The 16,766-nt window shown below is 35.7% G+C and carries 15 protein-coding genes; 7 read left to right on the plus strand and 8 right to left on the minus strand.

All coding sequences use genetic code 11. The annotated features are described in order from the left end of the window. Positions 1-195 precede the first annotated feature (195 nt). The 7 genes from ACNRYB_RS14415 to ACNRYB_RS14445 all read right to left on the minus strand — a co-directional run bounded on the left by ACNRYB_RS14415 (position 196) and on the right by ACNRYB_RS14445 (position 4,740). Positions 196-591 (minus strand): DoxX family protein, encoded by a 396-nt coding sequence (locus tag ACNRYB_RS14415; protein ID WP_473727680.1) that lies wholly within the window; start codon positions 589-591, stop codon positions 196-198. A 489-nt stretch (positions 592-1,080) separates the two neighbouring features. After that, positions 1,081-2,142, minus strand: a complete 1,062-nt coding sequence (locus ACNRYB_RS14420; RefSeq protein ID WP_473727681.1) for an NAD(P)H-dependent flavin oxidoreductase — start codon at positions 2,140-2,142, stop codon at positions 1,081-1,083. A 6-nt stretch (positions 2,143-2,148) separates the two neighbouring features. Further along, positions 2,149-2,523, minus strand: a complete 375-nt coding sequence (locus ACNRYB_RS14425; protein WP_473727682.1) for a nuclear transport factor 2 family protein — start codon at positions 2,521-2,523, stop codon at positions 2,149-2,151. A gap of 21 nt (positions 2,524-2,544) precedes the next feature. Continuing rightward, on the minus strand, positions 2,545-3,282 hold the full coding sequence (locus ACNRYB_RS14430) for an SDR family NAD(P)-dependent oxidoreductase (protein WP_473727683.1): 738 nt from the start codon (positions 3,280-3,282) through the stop codon (positions 2,545-2,547). Between the two features lie 19 nt (positions 3,283-3,301). Continuing rightward, positions 3,302-3,523, minus strand: coding sequence for a tautomerase family protein (locus tag ACNRYB_RS14435; RefSeq protein WP_473727684.1), 222 nt, complete (start codon positions 3,521-3,523; stop codon positions 3,302-3,304). 12 nt (positions 3,524-3,535) lie between these two features. After that, positions 3,536-4,069, minus strand: coding sequence for a YceI family protein (locus ACNRYB_RS14440; RefSeq protein ID WP_473727685.1), 534 nt, complete (start codon positions 4,067-4,069; stop codon positions 3,536-3,538). Between the two features lie 86 nt (positions 4,070-4,155). After that, the gene (locus ACNRYB_RS14445; protein WP_473727686.1) at positions 4,156-4,740 is read right to left on the minus strand and encodes a Crp/Fnr family transcriptional regulator; all 585 of its coding nucleotides are present in this window, start codon (positions 4,738-4,740) and stop codon (positions 4,156-4,158) included. Positions 4,741-4,953: 213 nt separating this feature from the next. On the opposite strand from ACNRYB_RS14445, the gene ACNRYB_RS14450 reads away from it, so the two are divergent. From ACNRYB_RS14450 to ACNRYB_RS14480, 7 genes are all read left to right on the plus strand, one after another. Beyond that, positions 4,954-5,787 (plus strand): universal stress protein, encoded by an 834-nt coding sequence (locus tag ACNRYB_RS14450; protein WP_473727687.1) that lies wholly within the window; start codon positions 4,954-4,956, stop codon positions 5,785-5,787. Between the two features lie 616 nt (positions 5,788-6,403). After that, a complete protein-coding gene (locus ACNRYB_RS14455; protein WP_473727688.1) occupies positions 6,404-7,450 on the plus strand; it encodes a beta-ketoacyl-ACP synthase III in 1,047 nt (348 codons plus the stop codon). Positions 7,451-7,488: 38 nt separating this feature from the next. Continuing rightward, entirely contained in the window at positions 7,489-8,583 is a 1,095-nt protein-coding gene (locus tag ACNRYB_RS14460) for a sensor histidine kinase (protein ID WP_129747422.1), read from the plus strand. 5 nt (positions 8,584-8,588) lie between these two features. After that, a complete protein-coding gene (locus tag ACNRYB_RS14465) occupies positions 8,589-9,344 on the plus strand; it encodes a LytR/AlgR family response regulator transcription factor (RefSeq protein WP_473727689.1) in 756 nt (251 codons plus the stop codon). Between the two features lie 531 nt (positions 9,345-9,875). Further along, a complete protein-coding gene (locus tag ACNRYB_RS14470) occupies positions 9,876-11,009 on the plus strand; it encodes an efflux RND transporter periplasmic adaptor subunit (RefSeq protein ID WP_473727690.1) in 1,134 nt (377 codons plus the stop codon). Between the two features lie 27 nt (positions 11,010-11,036). Further along, entirely contained in the window at positions 11,037-14,192 is a 3,156-nt protein-coding gene (locus ACNRYB_RS14475; protein ID WP_473727691.1) for an efflux RND transporter permease subunit, read from the plus strand. Between the two features lie 2 nt (positions 14,193-14,194). Then, positions 14,195-15,604 carry an efflux transporter outer membrane subunit gene (locus ACNRYB_RS14480; RefSeq protein ID WP_473727692.1) on the plus strand — a complete coding sequence of 470 codons (1,410 nt, stop codon included), beginning with the start codon at positions 14,195-14,197 and terminating at the stop codon, positions 15,602-15,604. A gap of 199 nt (positions 15,605-15,803) precedes the next feature. On the opposite strand, the gene ACNRYB_RS14485 is transcribed toward ACNRYB_RS14480, so the two are convergent. Further along, a complete protein-coding gene (locus tag ACNRYB_RS14485) occupies positions 15,804-16,742 on the minus strand; it encodes a ring-cleaving dioxygenase (protein ID WP_343706175.1) in 939 nt (312 codons plus the stop codon). Between the last annotated feature and the right edge of the window lie 24 nt (positions 16,743-16,766).

A 16,766-nucleotide genomic window follows, 5' to 3' on the forward strand; every position in this document is an offset into this window, starting at 1 on the left:
ATTCAGATAAATTAATTGGCTTGATTTTATAATCCAGGAAACATAAAACAGCTTATAAAAAACAAAGCTGAAAGTATAAAACAGAGAATTAAGATGATCTTTTTCATGATAATTAATTAAAGAAAGATTAAATAGAAAATAATAAAATGCCTAATATTTAATTATTAGGCATTTTTATTTTGATGTAATTTTGTTTTAATTGATTTCTGAAGGAACGTAAGTTGCAGTATATAGTTTTCTATACATTGCATAGGTTACGCTCACCATGATAAAGGCAATAATCGCATCAGTTGCAGCCCCGAAACCTAAGACCGCAATTTTTGAAAAGAAAGCAAAAATGATGTCGAAAAATACGCCTGCGAAAACCCATTCTTTCAATCGTAATAATTTATTTGGAATTAAAAGCGTAATAACTCCGGCTACTTTAAAAACACCAAGGATATAAATAAAATGCGCTGGATAACCCAATTGTTGTGTGATTCCCCAAACCAATGGATTGTTTGTTAATTCGAAGAAACCGCTTGCGCCAAACCATAAAGAAGTTAATACTGCGCCTGTCCAATAGATAATTTTTGTTGTTTTTGAGTTCATGATTTTGATATTTAAAGTTATTTAACGGTACAAATGTGCGTTGAAAGCCTTAAAAACGAAATCAGAATCTTGTTGAAACGGACAAACTTCGGGGTGAAATGGACGGGATGTTGGGTGGTGTTTTTTAACCGCAAAGAGCGCAAGGATTTTTTTATATAAATGCTGGAGATTTTAAGTTCGCAAAGCTTTGTGTGGAAATATTATGGTTTTTAATCTCGCAAAGTCGCAGAGTCGCAAAGTTCTATTTCACGCAGATTTAAAATGATTTAAGCAGATCGGCGCAGATTTTTTAAATAATAAAAATGAAATCTGCTAAAATCTGCAAAATCTGCGTGAAGCAAAATCCTTTTAATCCTAATAATATCTGTGGCTTTAAAAATAAAATCCTTTGCGACTCTGCGATTTTGCGAGATTATAAAAGACAAAGCTTTGCGAACTTAAAAACACAATCTAAAGCAAAAAAACTTAGCGCTCTTTGCGGTAAAAAAACTAAGCAGACATTTCAGCAATTAAAACCTGCATCAATTCTCCAGCTTTATGATGTTTTAAATTGCTTGTATTTTGTCCCGACCAAAAACTAACCATATCAGTTCTTCCTTGAGCCAGAGCAGCCACTTTTAAAGGAGCGATTAATTTGGTCTGAAGCGGAAATGGTAATACCTCAGTTTCAAAAGGAACAGCATCAGAAATTGTATTGCTGATCATTCTGCCCATTCTTCCTGTTAGTGATTTCGAAACTGTTGTTGGCGTGTTTGGTTTTGTAAAAAGCATTTCTTTATGAATCGGTGCAGCGCCAGATTCATCTGTAACCATAAAAGCAGTACCCAATTGTACGGCATCGGCACCTAACGCCATTGCGGCTTTTATTCCTTTTGCATCTATAATTCCGCCCGCAGCAATAATTGGCGTTTTGGTTTTAGCTTTTAGTTGCTGTACAAGAGTGAATAATCCCGTGAAAGAATCTTGCGCTGGTTTTAAGAATGATGGTCTATGACCTCCCGCTTCAAATCCTGCAGCGATAATAGCATCTACTTCGGCATCTTCTAGAGCGAGTGCTTCTTCTAGAGTCGTTGCGGCTCCAATGGTTTTTATGCCTAGTTTTCTACTTTCTTGAAGGATTTCTTTAGATGGAATTCCGAAAATGAAACTAAAAACGGCTGGTTTGAGTTCGAATAAAACTTCAACTTGTTTTTCAAATTTAGAAGGAATATCAGAAGATAAATCAGGAAGCGGAATCCCTAATTCGTCAAAATAAGGCTTAAAAAGCAGTTTTATTTTTTCCAGTTTTTCTGGAGGATAATTTAGGAGGCTTTTGTCAACATCATTAACCCATAAATTAATATTATAAGGTTTAGAAGTAGCGAGTTTTATTTCTTTTCCAGCTTCACGAATTTCTTCGGGAGTGAGCGTATAAGCGCCATAACTGCCTAATCCGCCTGCATTGCTTACAGAAGCCAATAAGGCGGCAGTTGAAAAACCACCGCCCATAGGACCTTGTAAAATTGGATACTCAATTCCTAGTAACTGTGTTATTTTGGTTGAATTCCACATTGTATTTTAATTTACGTTTGTTAGTAATTTATTGATGATAATCCATTTACCATCAACAATAACAAAGCTTAACTGATCGTAGTAATTGTAACCAAAGATTGGAACCTGAACTTTAGCAACAGCTGTGTTATTGATAATTTCTAAAGATAGGATTTTCATTTTGAAATCTTCGCCCAATTCTTTCGGACTTTTACGGTTTTTTACGCCTTCAAGATATTCCTCTAAAGTTTTAAAATAAGGCTGTCCGTTGATATCTCCAGCGACAATTGCTTTAGGATGAAAAGCACTTTTTAAGGTAGTTATGTCGCCGTTGTAAATTCCGTTAAAATAATTTATGAGTACAGCCGTAATTAAAGCCGCATTTGTGCCAAAATTTTCCATGATTTTAAGTTTTTGAAGTTATCAAATACTGTGGCCGGCAACATGACCGCCATCTAAATTAATGATTTCGCCTGTTACAAAATTACTTTCGGCCAAATAAAGAGCCAATTGTGCTACGTCGCTAGTTTCTCCAATACGGTTTAATAAATGTAATCCGGCCAAACTATCAGCATTGTCTACACCAGTTTTAGCCTGAAGCGGACTTCTAATTATTCCTGGAGCAATGGCATTTACACGAATATTGTTTTTCCCAAATTCAGCAGCAAGTTGTCTCGTAAAAGCGTGAATGCCGCCTTTGCTTGAAATTGGTGCGGTTGCAGGAAACCCATCAATAGCATGGTCAACCAAAACGGTACCTATATTAATAATGGATCCTTCTCCTTGCTGCAACATTTGTCTAACTGCGGCTTGACTTGTAAAATAAGTTCCCTTTAAATTAATGTTTAAAAAACGATCCAAGTCTTTTTCTTCTACATCTAAAAAAGATTGCGGTTGAAAAATTCCTGCATTATTAATTAAAATATCGACGCTTCCAAAACGTTCTAAAGCCGTTTGCACTAATTGTTTTCCTGTTTCAATAAGACTTACATCGCCATGTACCATTGCTAATTGGCTAGCGTGTCCTAATTCGTGATACGTATTTTCAAGGTTTTTTAAATTTGCGGAGTTGATCACTACATTATAACCTTTTTCTAAAAATAATTGTGAGGTTGTTTTACCGATGCCTGTAGAGGCACCGGTGATTATGATTGTTTTCATTTTTTCTGATTCTTAAAAGTTATCTTTTTCTTTGAGCGGTAATGCCTTTTTCACGCAATACCGAAACTTGTTCGCCTGCAAATCCCCAATCGTCCAATTCTATTTCCTGAATGACAATATGAGTAAGGTTTGGATCTTTGTCTAAAACTTCAGTGATGAGTTCTGTAATACCAGAAATCAGTTGTTGTTTTTGTTCTCTGGTAACGCCTTCTCTTGTTAATTCAATTTTTACGTATGGCATGATTTCTAGGTATTAAGCAAGTTTTGCTGTTAGGTTAACGTCCAATTCAAAATCATTGTAGATTAAAGTGTCTCCAAGGTTGGTAAAGAAATTTCCAGAACGGAATTTCATATCATATTTGGTACGGTCAATGATGATTTTACCAGATGCTTTCAATTCATCGTTATTGGCTTTTACTTCCAAATTAAAACCAATTGGATGTGTAATAGCTTTAATCGTAAGATTGCCTTCGATAAAATAATTTGAAGAAGATTTTTTTGAAACAGCTGTAATATCTAAAGTAGCAGTTTGGAATTTATCTGTAGAAAAGAAATCATCTGAAGCCAAATGTCCAGCAAATTGCTGATTTGTTGCAGGATCGGTAACGTCAAGAATTACTATAGAAGTAGTATCGATAATGACATTTCCGCCAGTAAGTTCATTATTAGAAAAAGTAAAATTACCTTTTTCAATATTAATTGTTCCATTGTGTTGTCCAGTAACTTTTTTTCCAATCCAGTTTACTTGACTTTCAGTATTCGAAATTTTAAAATTTTGAGTTTCCATTATTTTATACTTTTAAATTGTTATTAATTTATAGTACAAAGTAATGGCGGTTTCAGAAGTTCATTACGTGATGTAGATCACATTCGTCAATGCGATTTGGAAGCGTTGTATAATCGGCTTAAGGTTTCTCTTGAAACACCTAGATAAGCTGCAATTAAATGTTTGGGAACAGTGTTGTATAGAGCAGGGTAGAGAGCCAGCAGTTCTTCGTATCTCGTTTTCGTATCATTATTCATAAAAGAAAGCAATCTTTTCTGAGAAGCCACATAACCGCGATTGGTACGCCATCTAAAGAAATGCTCAACTTCGTGTATTTCTCTGCAGAGTTTTTCTCGATCATCATTAGAAAGAGAAAGAATTTCAACATCCGAAATGCAATCAACATTAATTGTTGCTTTGGTTTTGTTGTAAAGTGCCGCGTAATCAGATGCCCACCAAGTAGACATCGCAAACTGCAGGATATACATTTTTACTTCATCATTAACATAAAAAGATTTTAGACAGCCAGAAACAACAAAATACTCTTTGTCAACATTCTGACCTTCGCTAATAACAGTTTGCCCTTTCTTAAAAGTTTCTATTTTAAAATGCGAAAAGAAATAATCAAACTGTTTGTCTGTTAAGGCAACAATTTTTGAGACATGTTTTTTTAAGAGGTTTTTAGCATCCATTACTGAAGTTTTAATAAAGGTAAAAGTAATAAATATTGAAACGGCTCGCTTCAGTAATTTTTGACGGTTTTAAAGTAAGAAACAAAAAACGAAAGGCTATTTTTTCAGGCATGAAATTTTACGGTTGAGTCGTAAAAAATGATTATTCGGTGATATAAAAAAAGACAAAAGCATTAAATTGAAGAATTTTGCGGAAAGCTTAATTATTATTTTATGATTTCACCTCTTACTATAATCGCCGCGACAAACTTTTCTGATATTGCCAATAACGCAGTTGCTTATGCAGCAGGACTTGCAAGAGCTACTGGAGCAAAATTGGTTTTATTTAATTCATTTTCTCTGAGCGTGCACAGCGCAAACTCACATATAACTGCAGATGCCATGCAAAAGCAGATTGATAGGGCAATTGATAGGCTAGAAAAATTAGCAAAGGAAACAGCCGATTTGTATAGAATTGAAACTGCAGCAATCTGTACGTATTCTTTTTTAGAAGATGAACTCCCAAGAATTATTAAGGAGACCAATGCAGATGTTGTGGTAATGGGAATGGCAGAACGTTCTTTTGAGCAGGAATTATTAGGAAATTCAACTACAACAGCGATTAAAAATTTGCAGATTCCAGTTTTGGCTATTCCTCAAAATGCACGTTTCGTTAATATAAGAAAGGTTTTATATGCTTGTGACAGCTTAAGTTTTTCGGCCATTAAAAAATTCAGCTGGATCAAAAATGCTTTAGGTGATTTTGAAGCCGAAATTGAGTTTTTTACTGTAGATGATAAATTGGATGATTTGAAAGAAGAACAGCACAGAATTTTGATGAATTCGAATCTCGAAAAAGAATTTGAAGATGTAAAATATCTGTATAAAACAGTTAGATCGAACGCTGTTATTAACGAAATTAAGAAAGAAATTAAAAATTATGAAGCCGATCTTCTGATTATGGTGCCTCAAAAATACGGTTTTTGGGATTCTTTGGTTCACAGAAGCAAAACTAGGATTCTGGCAGCGGGACTTGATATCCCATTATTGTCATTTCCGAATTATTAAAGATTGATTTGATTTAAAAATAATGATATAAAAATTATAAAGTTTTTTTGAAGAAATGGTATCAAAATAAAATTTAACAGATTTTTTTTGATTTTAGGAATTTTATAATTTTTGGAGCTAGTTGTCGAATTTCAAAATTATATTTTAACATTTCAGCCAGTTTTGTTAATTATTCTTAATTGTCTGCTAGTTTAAGATATTTTTAAATTAATTTTGTGGCACTCTAAAAAACGTAATGCAGATAGGTTTTTTTATCAGCATTGGCAACAGCCAAAATTGAGAATTATCTGCAAACTGAAACCGCATTGTATGATTTTAAAAATAAGATAAATTAAAGATTCTACACAAAGTAATACCGAGAGAACACTTTGTATAGGTTTTTAATTTATTTTAATTGGATTTTGTATAGTGTTTTTAGTTTGTTAAGGTTTCTAAAACATTAATTTCTCAAAAAAAGTTATTGCTAACAGATTTAATCGGCTTTTAAGGAATACTAAAATTGTTTCCTGCGACTGCTCTATAAGATATTTCGTTTCCTATCGGGAGCTGTCAAAAAGAAGAAAAAATATTAAGCATTGGGTTCTAAGAGTACAAAGCTTAAAAAAAATAAAAAACAATGAGCGCAGTAATTACAGCTATAGGTGGTTACGTACCATCATCAATTTTGACCAACAAAAAAATTTCAGAGACAGTTGATACATCGGAGGAATGGATCATTAAAAGAACTGGAATTAGAGAACGTAGAATCGCAGACGACGACACAGCAACATCTGATCTTGCCGCAGCAGCGATTGAAAATCTTATCGAAAATTATAATGTAGATCGTAGCGAAATTGAAGCTTTGCTTGTAGCAACAGCAACTCCAGATCACATTTTAGCTCCAACAGCAAGTATTGTTTGCGATAAAAGTGGGCTTACAAATGCTTTTGGAATTGACATGAATGCAGCTTGCAGTGGATTTTTGTATGCGCTAGAAATGGGAGCAAACATGATCGAAAGTGGTCGCTACAAGAAATTAATCATCGTTGGGGCAGATAAAATGAGTTCTATCGTAGATTATGAAGATCGTAATACTTGCATTCTTTTCGGAGATGGAGCAGGAGCGGTTTTATTAGAAAAAATAGAATCTGATGCAGGTTTAATGAAAACGATTCTAAAAACGGACGGAAGCGGAGTTTCTTCTTTGGCTGTACCAGCTGGAGGTTCTAGAAATCCAACTTCTATGCAGAGTCTTTTACATAGAACACACTATTTAAAACAAGACGGAGCTTTTGTATTTAAAAGAGCCGTTGCTGCCATGAGCCAAGTTTCTCAAGACGCTTTGGCAAAAAATGAATTGGAAGCTGACCAAATTGACTGGGTAGTTCCACATCAGGCTAATTTGAGAATTATTACAGCTGTGGGCGAAAGTTTAGGTATTGATTTTGAAAAAGTAAAAGTAAATATCGACCGTTACGGAAATACAACATCTGCAACAGTTCCGTTGTGTTTATGGGACTTCAAAGATGATTTCAAAGAAGGTCAAAATGTATTGATTACTACATTTGGAGCAGGATTCTCTTGGGGTGCAACTTGCTTAAAATGGGGCGTTATGCGCGATAAAAAAGTAGTTGAAACTATTAAAGCCGATAACAAAGAAGAAGGTGTTCTAGTGGAACACTAATAAAATAGGATTTTTCAATTTTACAGTTGAGGGAATAAATGGGTAGAAAGAACCAAAATAAAAAATCGGGCAAGAATTTTTTCTATAAATACTACAGAGTTATAGTAATTCCAGCCGTTTTTTTGGTTTATCTTTCATCTTATTATTTTCTAAATCCGTACAGAAATTTTGAAGAAGAAGGTTTGCTCGATTTAGACCAGACCTTCGACATCTTCATTATTTTATTGTATTGCGCCATACTTACAGAGCTCACTTTGTTTGTTGGCCGAAAGTTAAATTATTACATAAGTTGGGAGCAAAATCCAGCCTTTAGGGCCATTGCCCAGTTTATCTGCTTAATTGCAGGAAATATTCTTCTTAATTACTTTTTTTCATGGCTTTGGGATTATTTATACCCGTGTACAGCTTTAGAAGAAAATGATTTGGTTACCATTTGGCAATCCAAAATCATGGCGGCCATTATATCACTATTTATAAGTGCTATTCATACTGGAATTTTTCTTTTAAACAGATGGCGTTTAAATGCGATAGAAACAGCTGAATTAAAAGTGAAAGCTTCAGAACTTCAAGAAGCCGTAACACGTTCGAAATTAGAGTCTCTAAAAATGCAGTTAGATCCGCATTTTGTGTTCAATAATTTCAGCACTTTGACCGAATTGATTTATGAAGATCAGAAAGAAGCGGCTTCGTTCTTAGAAAATATAACGAGAGTATATCGTTATATGATTTCAAATTCAAACAAAGATACCATTACAGTAAAAGAGGAAATAGAATTCCTGAATGCCTATTTTTATTTATTGAAAAAAAGATTAGGCGAAAAAATTGATTTGAAGATTAATATCGATTCTGCTTCGTTGGCACTTCATTTACCGCCTTTGACCTTGCAATTGTTGGTAGAAAACGCGGTAAAACACAATATGGCAACTTTGACTAATCCGCTAACCATTTCTGTTTTTTCGGATTCTGGTGATATTATCGTTCGAAATAATCTGCAAAGAACCGCTGGAAAAACGTTGACTTCAACAGGAATTGGAAATAAAAACATCGAATTTCGTTATAAAATTTTATCTCAGAGAATGCCGATTTTCACAGAAACAAATGGCTATTATGAAGTACGTCTGCCATTAATTTAAGAGTTATGAAGATTTTAATTGTAGAAGATGAAAGCATTAACGCTAGCCGATTAAAAAGGCTGTTGGAAGAACTCGAACCCAATTGCGAAATTCTAGGCATTATTGATACTGTTGTAGATACTGTTGCATGGCTAAAATCGAATCCATGTCCAGATTTAATCACAATGGACATTCGTCTAGCTGATGGACTGAGTTTTGCTATTTTTGACGAAATCGAAATCACTTGTCCAGTAATTTTCACCACAGCGTATGACGAATATGCGATTCGTGCTTTTAAGGTAAACAGCATCGATTATTTGATGAAACCCATCGAAAAAAACGAATTGGAATTCGCCTTAACTAAATTCAAATCTTTAAATAAAAATGAAACCAGCGTAACGAATATCGCTGGAATTCTAAAAGAACTTATACAAAAGCCAGTATTCAGAATGCGCTTTTTAGTAACGTATCGTGACGGCTACAAAAGTGTAGATGTTGCCGATATCGACTTTATCTATTCGGAATTTAAAACCAGCAATTTATTTCTTAAATCGGGTGTTATTATCTCGATTCCGCAAACTATGGAAGAATTGGAACAAGAGCTAGATCCGAACATTTTCTTCCGTGCCAACCGCCAGTTTTTCATTCGTGCAGAAAGCATTAAATCTATTGCGAATTACTTCAACGCAAAACTTAAAATCCAATTAAAACTAGATCCAGAACGCGAGGTAATCATTAGCCGCGAAAAAACGCCTTTCTTTAAACAGTGGATGGATAGATAAAGTTGCTAAGGTTCTAAGTTTTTTTGTTTTTGACACAAAGGCGCTAGGGCGTGAAGTTTTTTTTTATGCCACGAATTCACGAATTTTTTTGATACGAAGATGCGATTTTTTTTGCTACAAATTCCACGAATTTCCGCTAATTTTTTCCTGTATTTATGATGTTTTGCTCTCATTTTTGTCATTTCGACGAAGGAGAAATCTCCGCAAGTAGCTCCATAATCTATAGCCAATCTTTGTAGAGTTTCTCGCGGAGATTTCTCCTTCGTCGAAATGACAAACTTTGCGTTTTACCGACTTGGCGATAAAAATTCGAGAAGTTATCTGCAGTATTGCACAAAAGAATTTAATTAGAGAAATTCGTGAATTCGTGGCAGAAAAACTTCGCGCCCTAGCGTCTTCGTGGCATAAACCCAAGCCAACGTTTCAGTATCAAAATATGTCGTTTGGGTAAATTTCTTCCATAAAAAAGCGGTTTTACGCTGTTATTTTGCTGCCAAATTTGAGGTAATTCATTTAAAAATGAAAAGTAAAATGACAAAACAGTATTTTAAAAATAATAACGCAATTGGCAGGATTGCAATTTTATTGATAATGATCTCCCTTTCTTCATGTGGAAAAAGTGGAGATGCACAGATGGCTCCTCCAAAGCCAGAAGTAGACTTTCTTCAGACCAATTCGGCAACTGGAGAAGTAGAAAAAAAATATCCAGGAACAGTTGAAGGTTCTGTGAACGTCGATATAAAAGCTCAAGTATCAGGTTATCTTGAAGCTATTTATGTTAAAGAAGGAGACTATGTAATCAAAGGACAATCTCTTTTTAAAATTAAAGGCGATGTGTATGCTGAACAAGTAAACAACAGCCGTGCAGCTTATAAAAGCGCTTTGGCCAATCAGGCAAATGCGAAATTGGAAGTAGAAAAAATCAAACCTTTAGTTGAAGGAAAAGTTTTCTCAGACATGCAGTTAAAAACAGCGCAAGCCAATTATGAAGCTGCAACTGCACAAGTAGCACAAGCAAAAGCCGCTTTAGGATCATCTCAGTTAAATGCCGATTTCTCTTTGATTAAAGCTCCTGTAAGTGGCTATATTAGTCGTATTCCAAACCGTATCGGAAATTTAGTTACACCAAACGATGCCGTTCCATTAACAACACTTTCGGAGATTAATAGCGTATTTGTATATTTTTCTTTGACAGAAGCAGATTATTTGGCTTTTTCAAAAGATGCAAAAAACAATCAGACCGTAAGTTTAATTATGGCCGATGACAGCGAGTACGATCAAAAAGGAAAACTGGAAGTTGCCAGCGGAAACATCGATCGTGCAACAGGAACAATTGCTTTAAAAGCCATTTTTCCAAATCCGAAGAAAATATTGCGTTCAGGAGGTTCTGCAAGAATTGTCTTGAACAAAAGTTTGTCATCAGTAATAACAGTTCCGATGGCGAGCGTAAAAGATATTCAGGATAAATTTTTTGTTTTTGTTTTAAAAGAAGGCAATAAAGTAGCCATGGTTCCAATTGAAATCGCAGGAAGTGCCGGATCAGATTATTTCGTGAAATCTGGATTGAAATCTGGAGATAAAGTAGCGCTGAATAATATCGACATGCTTTACGATAAAATGGAAGTTGTTCCAAAAATCGCCACTGCAAATACAAGCAGTAAATAATTTTTCATTCAATAAAATAACATTTCCATGTTAAAGAAAATAATAGACAGGCCAGTATTGGCCACAGTTATCTCTATTGTACTGGTTATACTGGGGATTATAGGTCTTACCCGATTATCGGTAACAAGATTCCCAGATATTTCGCCGCCAACGGTAATGGTAAGCGGTTCGTATCCGGGAGGAAATAGCGAAACCGTTATTCGTTCGGTAGTAACACCTTTAGAAGAGCAGATTAACGGAGTTGAAAATATGCAGTACATCAAATCTACTGCTAGTAATGACGGATCTTTTTCGATCAGTGTCATTTTCAAACAAGGTGTAGATCCTGATCAAGCTGCGGTAAACGTGCAGAACAGAGTACAGCAAGCAACGCCAAAACTGCCTCAAGAAGTTATCCGAATGGGACTTACGACTTCTAAACAGCAAAACAGTATGATTGTTATTTTCAACTTATATACAGATGATAATAGCAAATACGACGAGCTGTTTCTGCAGAATTACGCGAATATCAACTTAGTGCCTCAAATGAAACGTGTTCCAGGAGTAGGGCAGGTTCAGATTTTCGGGGTGAAAGATTATTCGATGAGGATTTGGCTAGATCCTCGTAAAATGGCAAATGCAGGTTTGGTTCCGTCAGATGTAACTCAAGCTATTGCAGAACAGAGTTTAGAATCGGCTCCCGGAAAACTGGGCGAAGAATCTTCTGCAGCTTTAGAATATGTAATTCGTTACAAAGGTAAAAAGAACAAGCCAGAGCAGTATGAAAATATTGTGGTTAAGAATAATGGAAGCAATGTCTTAAGATTAAAAGATGTTGCACGAGTTGAATTTGGTTCTATTTCGTATAGCGGTGATAATAAATCGAACAGTAAAAATGCTGTTACGATGGCGATTTTACAAACTTCGGGCTCAAATGCAAACGACATTGAAATCGGAATCAACAAAGAAGTAGAACGATTATCTAAATCTTTCCCTCCGGGTATCAAATACGTAAACGTAATGAGTACCAAAGAGAGATTGGATGAAGCAACGGGACAAGTAAAATCGACTTTGATTGAAGCTTTTATTCTGGTATTTATCGTCGTATTTATTTTCCTTCAGGACATTCGCTCGACGATTATTCCAGCAATTGCGGTTCCAGTTGCGATTGTGGGGACGTTTTTCTTTCTGCTTGTTTTCGGATTTACAATTAACATTCTAACGCTTTTTGCTTTAGTTCTCGCGATCGGAATTGTGGTCGATGATGCCATTGTAGTTGTCGAAGCCGTGCATAGTAAAATGGAAGAAGACGAAGGAATTTCGGCCAAAGAAGCAACACACGGTGCAATGGCAGAAATTACAGGAGCCGTTATTTCGATCACTTTGGTCATGTCGGCGGTATTTATCCCAATTGGATTTATGACAGGATCTTCTGGAATTTTCTATAAACAATTTGCTTATACGTTGGCGATTGCGATTATCATTTCGGCTGTAAATGCCTTGACGTTAACGCCTGCATTATGTGCACTTTTGCTAAAAAATCACGGACATAAACATGGTGATCATGAACATAAAACGAGTTTTAAAGACCGTTTTTTCGTTGGATTTAATAGTGGTTTCAACAATTTAACGGGAAGATACATTAAAGGTGTTCGTTTCTTAATTGGCAGAAAATGGCTTGCAGCAGGATTAGTTGCCGGAATTACTGCCATTGCGGTTTATACGATGATGTCTACGCCAAAAAGTTTTGTACCTCTTGAAGATGATGGTTTTATGGTGTACAGTTTATCAATGCCACCAGGAACAGCTTTGGATCGTACAACGGCCGTAATTCAGAAATTAGAAAAAGAATTGGCTCCAATAGAAGCAATTGATGTAAACACAAGTATTACAGGATTCAATATTTTGAGTAATAGTGCCAGCCCTGCTTACGGATTAGGTTTTATCAAATTGAAGCCTAAAAAAGATAGGGGAGAAGTTAAGGATATTGAAGAAATCATGAATATCGTAAGCGGAAAATTAGCTAAAATTAAAGAAGGCCAAATTATGGTTTTCAGAATGCCTCCTGTTGAAGGATTTGGTGTAACGAGCGGTGCCGAAATTGTGTTGCAGGACAGAATGGCGAGAAGTCCAGAAACTTTAAAGGCGATGTCTGATAAAGTAATCGGACAGATTATGCAACAGCCTGGAGTGCAATATGCCTACACAACTTTTAGAGCCGATTATCCGCAATTGGAATTGGAAGTTGACGAAGATAAAGCACGCCAAATGGGTGTAAATATCAAAGAACTTTTAGGGAATATTCAGACGTATTTTGCAGGAGATCAATCAGCTGACTTTTCGAGATTTGGTAAATTTTACCGCGTGAATGTAAAAGCCGATGGCATTTTTAGAATGGATGAAGATGCTTTTAATGAGATTTTTGTGAGAAATGCCGATATGCAAATGGTTCCTGTAAAATCTATAGTGAAATTCCACAAAGTGTACGGACCAGAATCCGTAAACCGTTACAACCTTTATAATTCGGTAAATATTACAGCGATGGCTTTGCCTGGTTATAGTAACGGACAAATTATGGAGAATCTGGAACAAGTTTTAGATAAACTGCCTTCTGATTACACTTACGAATGGACAGGTTTAAGTTTGGAAGAAAAAGCAGGAGGAAGCCAGACTGTTGCCATCTTCGGATTATGTCTATTGTTTGTATTCTTCTTATTGGCAGCGCAGTACGAAAGTTATTTATTGCCACTTGCTGTATTGCTTTCTATTCCGACTGGAATTTTAGGGGCTTTCGCTGGAATTAAAGCAGTTGGTTTAGATAATAATATTTACGTTCAGGTCGGATTAATTATGCTTGTTGGACTTTTGGCGAAAAATGCCATTTTGATCGTGGAGTTTGCCTTACAAAGACGTCTTGCTGGATTAACGATAATCGACGCAGTAATTGAAGGAGCAAGATCAAGGTTAAGACCAATTATCATGACTTCGCTGGCATTTATTGTGGGTATGATTCCGTTGATGTTTGCTTCTGGAGGAACTGCAGTCGGAAACCGATCTATCAGTGTAAGTGCGGCAGTCGGAATGTTTAGCGGTGTTGTTTTGGGAATTTTTGTGATTCCGTTGCTTTTCATTGTATTCCAATATTTACAGGAAAAAGTATCAAGAAAGAAAATCGCGACTCAAGTTCAAACGATAAAAGAATAAGAATGAAAATAGTATATAAAATAGGGTTTGTTTTGCTTACAGGTGCGATTATGACATCGTGTGTGGTAGGAAAAGAATACTCCCGTACAGAATTAAATGCTCCAGAAAAGTTCCGCGAAGAAATCACGGTAACTGGAGACACGGTTTTGCTTCCGTGGAAAAGCTATTATAAAGATCCTTTACTGGTTGCTTTGATTGAAAAAGCTTTAGTAAAAAACAATGAAGTTATCATTGCCATGAAAAGCATGGAACAGCTCGACCTCAGTTATAAACAAGCCAAATTATCGTTATTACCCACACTAGATTTCGATGCTGGAGCGAGCCGTTCTTATCCTTCTAAAAATTCTCTAAACGGATCTTTGAGCCAGCAGTTTATTGGTAAAGATTACATGGACGATTACAGCGCTAATCTTCGTCTTTCGTGGGAAGTAGATATTTGGGGAAAAGCAGCCATGCAGAAAAGAGATGCAAAAGCAGCTTATTTTGCTCAAAAAGAGAATATTTCGGCATTAAAAACTCGAATTATTGTTCAGGTTGCGCAGTCTTACTATAATTTGTTAGGTTTAGATGAACAGCTTAAAATTGCAGAGAAAAACATCGAATTGAGCACCAATACTTTGGACATGATGAAATTGCAATATGCATCGGGTTCAATAAGTTCTTTGGCAGTAAATCAGACCGAAGCTCAGAAGAAAACGGCCGAATTGTTAGTGCCTTTAGCGAAAGCGAATATTGCGGTTCAAGAAAATGCATTGCAGATTTTATGTGGAGAATATCCAGATAAGATTGAAAGAGCAGGAAATATTGATGCGGCTGAAGTTTCGGTAATCTTCCCAACAGGAATTCCAGCTTCACTTTTAAGCAGAAGACCAGACGTAAAAGCCAGCGAATATGCGGTTATGTCTGCCAATGCTAAAACTGGATTGGCCAAAGCGACAATGTATCCGACTTTAAGTTTGAATCCGTCAATTGGGGTTAATTCTTTTGAATTTGAAAACTGGTTCGATTTTCCAGGTTCAATCACCAAAACTATTGCGGCCAATTTAGCACAGCCAATTTTTAGAAAAAAAGCGTTGCGAACTGCTTATGAAGTGGCGGTTTTAGAACAAGAAAAAGCAGTTGTGCAATTCAAACAGTCTTTTATCACGGCAGTTGGCGAAGTAAACGATGCGATGTCTAGAATGAAATATGCAGATGAGCGTATCGTTCTAGCAAAAGATAAAGCTGAATCGTTAGACAAAGCAACTTCTGATGCTTCTTTGCTTTACAAAAGTGGAATGGCCAATTATCTTGAAGTAATAGCAGCTCAAAACAGTTCGCTCCAAAACGAATTGGATTTGGTAACAATAAAACTCGAAAAGCTGAATGCAGCAATTAACCTGTACCGTGCTTTAGGAGGCGGAGTAGAGTAACACTTAATTTTTGATGGTTCACCATTTCTGTAAGCAATTATAGAGGTGGTGAATTTCTTTTTGAATTGAATTAAAAAAGAATAGCGCAACGTAATCTGTGCTTTCGGGTTTCAGGGCAAACAAAAAAGCCATCCTAAATAAGGATAGCTTTTTCAAAATAGTTATGTGTTTCGGGATCAAACCCAGTTTAGCTTTTCAATTAATTAATTTTAACCAAATGAGCTTCAATAGCAGCTCTTTGTGGCTCGTATTGAGCTGGAAGTTTTAAGTTTTGACCTAATTCTTCTAAGCTTTCGTCTACAGTAAATCCAGGATTATCAGTTGCAATTTCGAATAAAACTCCTCCTGGCTCTCTGAAATATAGAGAGTGGAAATACTGTCTGTCGATTTGTGGTGTAATAGACAATCCGTAATCTTCAATTTTTTCTCTGAATTTCATCAAAATTTCGTCATTTGGAACACGGAATGCTACGTGATGAACAGTTCCGTTTGCGTTTAAGCCGCGTTTTTCTTCTGGTAATTCTACCAAGTCAACAATTGCAGCATTTTCTACAGCATCTGTTGCGTAACGGTAACGGTTTACTTCCTGATCGATTAATTTGTAACCGAATATGTCTGTTAAGATGGCAGCGGTTGCTTTGATGCTGTTTAAAGTCAATGTAATGTTATGAAACCCTTTTGTAGCTACATCTGCTTTTACTTCGTCAGTTTCCCAAGCTTTTCTGTTATCGTCTGTTTTAGATTCGATTAACTCTAATTTTAATCCGTCTGGATCTAAGAAAGTCAAATATTTTTCTCCAAACTTTTCAGCTGGTTTATTGTAAATTACATTGTATTTTTCAAAACGTTTCTGCCAGAAATCCAAGCTTCCTTTTGGAACAGAATAACCAATTTCAGTAGCCATTCCAGAACCTTTTCTTCCTTGTTGGATTCCTTCTCCCCAAGGGAAAAAAGTTAGAATTGTTCCAGCGCTTCCCACTTCGTCACCAAAGTAAAAATGGTATGTTCCAGGATCGTCAAAGTTTACTGTTTTTTTGATAAATCTTAATCCTAAAACTTTTGAATAAAAGTCAAAATTACGTTTAGCGTCACCTGCGATTGCAGTAATATGGTGTAAGCCTAATATTTTATTTTCCATGGTATTTGTTATATTAAATTGTTA

The sequence above is a fragment of the Flavobacterium sp. CR10 genome (assembly GCF_055814415.1).